This window comes from Paraburkholderia sp. XV, from assembly GCF_020177535.1.
Lineage (GTDB): Bacteria > Pseudomonadota > Gammaproteobacteria > Burkholderiales > Burkholderiaceae > Paraburkholderia > Paraburkholderia caribensis.
Genome location: NZ_JAGUUD010000107.1, coordinates 21697 through 27696, shown reverse-complemented (window position 1 = coordinate 27696; position 6000 = coordinate 21697). Strand labels below are relative to the sequence as shown.

Sequence of the window (6000 nt, the reverse complement as noted above, 5' to 3'; positions counted from 1 at the left end):
CCCGCACAGGGGCGACGCGTGAAGCACGCTAACGTAACGCGGATGCCAGCGCAAAGCCCAAAACACCAAACTGCGACACGCGAAGCACGCTAACAAATCGCGGATGTCAGCGAAAGCAAAGGCAACCCAAGGACACCAGCGCAGAGTCATCACGCGTATGCCAATGCAAAGCCCCCCGCAGGACGACGCAAACCGTATCGCACAGCTGCGCCTGACCGACGGTCAAACCAACCCCGCCCCAGAGTAACATCGCGGTTTCTTTCGCCCTCTTCCCTCAAACGCCCCGCCGCCCAGCGCGGCAAACCGTCGCCATGCATCACTACCTGCCGATCCTGCTGCAAATCGCCCTCGTCTACCTGATCGCGCTGATCAGTCCCGGTCCCAACTTCTTCATGATCACGCAACTGTCGCTGGCGGGAAGGCGCGGGCTGGGCGCGGCATCCGCGCTGGGCGTCGGCACAGGCTCGACCGTCTGGGCCTCGCTCGCAATGCTAGGCTTCGCGACCGTGCTGCAACGCATCGACTGGCTGTACAACGGCATTCGCATCGCGGGCGCGATCTACCTGGTGTGGTTCGGCATCAAGCTCGTATGGGCAAGCACGAAACGCGGCGAAACCATCGTCGTGAACGTCGAAACGCAGCCCGCCAACGACCGCGGCGCCCATTTCCGCGCATGGCGCACGGGCATGCTCACGTGTCTGACAAATCCGAAATCCTGCGCGTTCTGGACCAGCATCTTCGCGACGCTCTTCCCAGCGCACCCGCCGCTGTGGTTCTACGGCGTCGCGCTCGCGATGATCGGAATGATGTCGGTAGGCTGGTACGGCAGCGTCGCACTGATGTTCGCGACGGAGCGCACGCAACGCGGCTACCGACGCCTGCGCCGGCCAATCGACGGCGTGTGCGGCGCACTGCTCGTCGGCCTCGGCGCAAAACTCGCCGCCGAAAGCTGAGCGCGGGCGGCCTCTCGCCAAGTTTTCCAGCTTCGCGAGAAGGGTCAATGCTGCAGCGCGCGAAAAGTTTCCGGTATTATCCCGAAATAGCGCCTACCAGCGCCTGTTTTCGTTGACGGCTGCCATCACCCGATGATCGACGGGCGAAAGCCGGTCAAGCGGCAACGGCCCAAACGCCCGTCGCAGATGGGCTAGACCCGTAGGGCAAGACCCGCGTGGGTTTTCGTAGGGTCATCCGGGCACAGACCCAGCGCCGCACACCCCAGCAGTACACCCATGCCGCGCCGCAGTTAGCCGTTCCGGCAAAACCGGACGACAGCCGCGCCGGCGCTTGATAACCAGCTTGACAGACCACATTCACCGCTCGACCCGCTGCGGCAATGCCCGGCGCGGAACGCGGTAAAATAGCGGATTGCGCATCATTCCCGGGTCGCTTCCGGTTCGGGACGGTGCATTGCCTTTGCCGTGCCGGCCCCGCTTTTATGTGGCCGACCTTGATTTCGCACCATCGAAGAAGCCATGAGCAACCTGAATCCACAAACCGTCCTGAGCGTCCACCACTGGACCGATACGCTTTTCAGCTTCACCTGCACGCGCGACGCGTCGTTCCGCTTCGAAAATGGCCAGTTCACGATGGTCGGCCTCGAAGTCGACGGCAAGCCGCTGATCCGTGCATACAGCATGGCTAGCGCCAACTACGAAGAGAACCTCGAATTCCTGAGCATCAAGGTGCAGGACGGCCCGCTGACGTCGCGCCTCCAGCATCTGAAGGTCGGCGACCAGGTCCTGATCGGCAAGAAGCCGACGGGCACGCTGATGGCCGACAACCTGCTGCCCGGCAAGACGCTGTGGCTGCTGTCCACCGGCACGGGCCTCGCACCCTTCATGTCGATCATCAAGGACCCGGACGTCTATGACCGCTACGAGCGCGTCGTGCTGACGCACACCTGCCGTTTCGTCGACGAACTGGCCTACAAGGAATACATCACGGACCACCTCCCGGCGCACGAGCACATCGGCGAGCTGATCCAGGAAAAGCTGGTGTATTACCCGACCGTCACGCGCGAGCACTTCGCGAACCGCGGCCGCATCACCGATCTCATCGAAACGAAGAAGCTCTTCGAAGATCTCGACCTACCGCACTTCTCGCTCGAAAACGACCGCGTGATGCTCTGCGGCAGCCCGCACATGCTGCGCGACACGCGTGAACTGCTCGACAGCCTGGGCTTCCAGGAAGGCAGCAACAATAATCCCGGCCACTACGTCGTCGAGAAAGCGTTCGTCGGCTAAGACTGCGCCACACACGCGCTGGCGCCGCGTCGACGACGCGCGCGCACGCCGCAACACCCGAAACCGGAGCCTTCGCGCTCCGGTTTTTTCTTTTGGCGCGTCAGACTGCGCGGAGCGGTTGGCGGATCGAGCCTGGACGCGCCCATGTCCAGCCGGATATCGCGTTACAAATTCAATGGCTATTGAATAACCTTGCATGTAGGAATTTGTCCGACATAAGCTGTGGCGGCCACCTCGACTATTGCGTGAATTTTGCGCTGCAAGCCAAGATGGACGGGCATTTTTTCTTTTTTTAAGATATGATCCCAGCGCAGCAGCATTTGACAGACTATTAACAATACTGTCTTCTATTTGTTACAGAATGTAAATTTCGTTACGTCCCGACGTAGCGTTTTTCCGTCGAGATAGTTCCTGTGACGGACATATCTGGGGGTCAGGGTTCGCATGCGTTCTTCCGTCTACATGCTGCCGATGCGTCGCTGTGGCGCCGGCCGAGTCGTTTCGTGAGCAGCGCCATGGATTCGTCGATCGTAGTGCCGATGCATGTGCACGGCGCGGCTGGTCGCGCAAGCGATGCCACGCGCGCATCCAGTGCGTCTGCCCGCCGCCGCTCCAGCAAAGCCGCGATCTCAAACCACGCCAACCCGGACGCCACTGCCGACGCCACGGCGCGTACAGCATCCAGCGACGAACTCGCGCGTTTGCAGGCGCGCGTGCGCGAGCTGGCGTCCGAACTGATGCGCACGCAGGAAACCACGCGCCGCCATGTCGCGCAGGAACTGCATGACAGCCTCGGCGCCGAACTGACGGCCGCGCGCTTCGCGCTCGCGGGCGTCGAAACCTGGCTGCCCGCCGATGCCCCGCCCCAATGCACCGCCGCCCTCGCCACAGCGCAGCGTTCGCTCGACGCCGTTACCGAAGCGGCGCAACAGGCCGTCGGCGACCTGCACTCGCCGACGCTCGACAAGGGCATCGTCAGCGCGCTGTCGCACTGGACCAACAGCTTCGCCACACGCACCGGCCTGCGCATGAGCTTCGTGTGCGCCGCCGACGCCCGCCTGACGCGCCTGTCCGCCGATGCATCGCTGGCTGTGTTCCGCGTCGCCCAGGAAGCGCTGAACAACGTCGCCAAGCACGCGCGCGCGTCGGGGGCCGACATGCGCATCGAAACCACCGCGCAGCATCTGAGCATCGTCGTCAGCGACGACGGCGTCGGCATTCCCGCGCACGCCGGACAGGACGAGCGCCAGTTCGGGCTGGCGGGCATGCGCGCGCGCTGCAACGCGTTCGACGGCGAATTGCGCGTCGCCGCGTCCGCCGGTCAGGCGCGCGGCACGACCGTGCACGCGCGCTTCGAGTGGAAAGCCTTGCTGGGCAATGCGCCGCGCGCGCGACGCACCGCCATCCGTCTGTGAACCGCTCGTGGCCCGCTTGTAACCTGCTGTTTGTGAACACTGACTTCCCGTTATGAGCCTGCGCATTCTGATTGCCGAGGACCACGCCATCGTTCGACAGGGCGTGCGGCAGCTACTGATCGACCGCGGCGTCGCCGACGACGTCGCCGAGGCGCAGACGGGCACCGAGGTGCTCATGGAAGCATCGAAGCACGTGTACGACGTGATCCTGCTCGACATTTCGCTGCCGGACATGAACGGCGTCGAGGTGCTCAAGCGTCTGAAGCGCAAGCTGCCGCGCGTTCCCGTGCTGATGTTTTCGATGTACCGCGAGGACCAGTATGCGGTGCGCGCGCTGAAGGCAGGCGCGGCCGGCTATCTGTCGAAGACCGTCGACGCCACGCAGATGATCGCCGCGATCCAGCAGGTCGCGGCGGGCCGCAAGTACGTGAGCCCGGCGATGGCGGAAGCGCTCGCCGATTACGTCTCGTTCGACGGCGAGCAGTTGCCGCACGAAAAGCTCTCCGACCGCGAATACCAGACGCTGTGCATGCTCGCGTCGGGCAAGCGGCTGACGGATATCGCGAACGCGCTGTCGCTGTCGGTGAAGACGGTGAGTGTCTACCGCACGCGGCTGCTGGAGAAAATGAAGCTGCGCAACAACGCCGAGCTGACCTTCTACGTGATGAGCAACCGCCTCGTCGACCTGAATCCGGCGATGGCGGGCTGACAGGCGCGCCGGGCGCGCTGCGCACAACTGTTGTGCACCACGAGGGGCGGCCCCGCCCACTTCCGCTAAAATTGCGGGTTTTCCCCGACATTGGGCGCGCCACACGCGTGCTTCACAGGAGACCCCGCCAAATGTCCCTCTTTCGCAAAAAGAGCGTCGAGCACATGATCGCCGGCGCGCAGGCTGCCGGCCTGAAGAAAGCGCTCGGCGCGCTCGATCTCACCTTTCTCGGCGTCGGCGCCATTATCGGCACCGGGATTTTCGTGCTGACGGGCACGGGCGCGGTGCAGGCCGGCCCGGCGCTGATGCTGTCGTTCCTGATCGCCGCCGTTGCGTGCGGCTTCGCGGCGCTCGCATATGCGGAATTCGCCTCCACCATTCCCGTCGCCGGCTCGATCTACACGTATTCGTACGCGACGCTCGGCGAGCTGGCTGCGTGGATTATCGGCTGGGATCTGATGCTGGAGTATGGGCTTGCGACTTCGGCGGTGTCGGTTGGCTGGTCGGGGTATCTGCAATCGTTGCTGTCGGGCTTCGGCGTTGCGCTGCCTGTCGCGCTGACGGCTGCACCCGGCGCGCTTCCGGGCCACGAGACACTGTTCAACTTACCCGCGTTTCTCGTGATGATGGCGATCACGACGCTGCTGTCTGTCGGCGTGCGCGAATCGACGCGCGTGAACAATCTGATGGTTGCGATCAAGGTGACCGTGGTGTTGCTGGTGATCGTCGTCGGCGTGTTTCATGTGAAGCCGGAGAACTGGCATCCGTTCATGCCGAACGGCATCGGCGGTGTGTTCGGCGCGGCGGCCGTGATGTTCTTTGCGTTTATCGGGTTCGATTCGGTGTCGTCGGCGGCCGAGGAAGTGAAGGACCCGAAGCGCGACCTGCCGATCGGGATCATTGCGTCGCTCGGTGTTTGCGCGGTGCTGTATGTCGCGGTGGCCGCCGTCGTGACGGGGATCGTGCCGTCGGCGCAGTTCGCGAGTATTTCGCATCCCGTCTCGTATGCGTTGCAGGTTGCGGGGCAGAACTGGGTTGCCGGTTTTATCGATCTCGGTGCAGTGCTTGGCATGTTGACCGTGATTCTTGTGATGGCCTACGGCCAGACTCGTGTGATGTTCGCGATGTCGCGCGATGGGTTGTTGCCTGCGGCGCTTTCCAAGGTGCATCCGCGGTTTGCTACTCCTTTTACGACGACCTGGCTCGTTGGGATCGTGTTTGGGCTGATTGGCGCGCTCGTGCCGCTTAATGTGCTTGCTGAGCTGATCAATATCGGCACGCTGGCGGCTTTTTCGATGGTGTCCATCGCGGTGCTCGTGCTGCGGCGCACGCATCCTGATTTGCCGAGGGCTTTTCGGTGCCCTGGCGTGCCCGTTGTGCCTGTGCTTGCCGTTGCTTCTTGTCTGTTTCTGATGGTCAATCTCAGCAAGATTACGTGGATTGCGTTTGTGATCTGGCTGTTGGTCGGGATGGTCGTCTATTTTGGGTACTCGCGGAGGCATTCCAAACTCGCGCGCGGCGGGCGGTAGCGGTTTTTTTCGCGGCGCGGCAGGGGTTTGTTTCTGGTGTTTTGGACTTGGCGCTGGACTCAGCGGGCGGTGTCTTTTTGCTGCGCAAGCTGGTTGGTTTTTTT

The 6000-nt window shown here is 63.0% G+C and carries 5 protein-coding genes; all 5 read left to right on the top strand.

Annotated features, from left to right (window positions below):
- Positions 1 to 311 precede the first annotated feature (311 nt).
- Positions 312 to 953 (top strand): LysE family translocator, encoded by a 642-nt coding sequence (locus KFO72_RS33455; protein ID WP_225033891.1) that lies wholly within the window; start codon positions 312 to 314, stop codon positions 951 to 953.
- Positions 954 to 1472: 519 nt separating this feature from the next.
- The gene (locus tag KFO72_RS33450) at positions 1473 to 2243 is read left to right on the top strand and encodes a ferredoxin--NADP reductase (RefSeq protein ID WP_054929451.1); all 771 of its coding nucleotides are present in this window, start codon (positions 1473 to 1475) and stop codon (positions 2241 to 2243) included.
- A gap of 515 nt (positions 2244 to 2758) precedes the next feature.
- Positions 2759 to 3658 (top strand): sensor histidine kinase, encoded by a 900-nt coding sequence (locus KFO72_RS33445; protein ID WP_176052293.1) that lies wholly within the window; start codon positions 2759 to 2761, stop codon positions 3656 to 3658.
- Between the two features lie 52 nt (positions 3659 to 3710).
- The gene (gene rqpR, locus KFO72_RS33440) at positions 3711 to 4367 is read left to right on the top strand and encodes a response regulator transcription factor RqpR (protein ID WP_035987111.1); all 657 of its coding nucleotides are present in this window, start codon (positions 3711 to 3713) and stop codon (positions 4365 to 4367) included.
- A 131-nt stretch (positions 4368 to 4498) separates the two neighbouring features.
- Positions 4499 to 5896, top strand: a complete 1398-nt coding sequence (locus KFO72_RS33435; RefSeq protein WP_054929449.1) for an amino acid permease — start codon at positions 4499 to 4501, stop codon at positions 5894 to 5896.
- The last annotated feature ends 104 nt before the right edge of the window (positions 5897 to 6000 follow it).

What these genes read in the sequence shown, in the direction of transcription:
- KFO72_RS33455 (WP_225033891.1), top strand. Translation starts at nt 312, where the DNA reads ATGCATCACTACCTGCCGATCCTGCTGCAAATCGCCCTCGTCTACCTG.
- KFO72_RS33435 (WP_054929449.1), top strand. Translation starts at nt 4,499, where the DNA reads ATGTCCCTCTTTCGCAAAAAGAGCGTCGAGCACATGATCGCCGGCGCG.
- rqpR (WP_035987111.1), top strand. Translation starts at nt 3,711, where the DNA reads ATGAGCCTGCGCATTCTGATTGCCGAGGACCACGCCATCGTTCGACAG.
- KFO72_RS33450 (WP_054929451.1), top strand. Translation starts at nt 1,473, where the DNA reads ATGAGCAACCTGAATCCACAAACCGTCCTGAGCGTCCACCACTGGACC.
- KFO72_RS33445 (WP_176052293.1), top strand. Translation starts at nt 2,759, where the DNA reads ATGGATTCGTCGATCGTAGTGCCGATGCATGTGCACGGCGCGGCTGGT.